Origin of the sequence: Cobetia sp. SIMBA_158, assembly GCF_046566945.1 — a bacterium.
GTDB classification, from domain to species: domain Bacteria; phylum Pseudomonadota; class Gammaproteobacteria; order Pseudomonadales; family Halomonadaceae; genus Cobetia; species Cobetia amphilecti.
In genome coordinates, this window is sequence record NZ_JAWJYL010001118.1 from 1 (window position 1) to 235 (window position 235).

General features: G+C 61.3%; 1 protein-coding gene. It reads right to left on the reverse strand.

Features of this window, described 5'->3' with window-relative positions:
• Positions 1-3: 3 nt before the first annotated feature.
• A complete protein-coding gene (locus R2R70_RS23235; protein ID WP_410979381.1) occupies positions 4-180 on the reverse strand; it encodes a hypothetical protein in 177 nt (58 codons plus the stop codon).
• Positions 181-235: the final 55 nt, after the last annotated feature.

A 235-nucleotide genomic window follows, 5' to 3' on the forward strand; every position in this document is an offset into this window, starting at 1 on the left:
GATCTACACGCCGACCCACAGTGCGGCGATGTTCCAGCGCAACCAGGGGCGCTCTGCACTCTTGGTCGACGCGATATCCTCGTTGTAACGCGGGCTGCGAGCGACATCCTTTGCCACCACCAGCTCGATCATGTCCTCATTGCTGCGCACCCGGTGCGAGCGCGTCTGTGTCGGGGCCATGAGTGCTCACCTGGTCAGCTGTTGTTATTGTTGAGGGGGATGCAGTGGTGTTGCC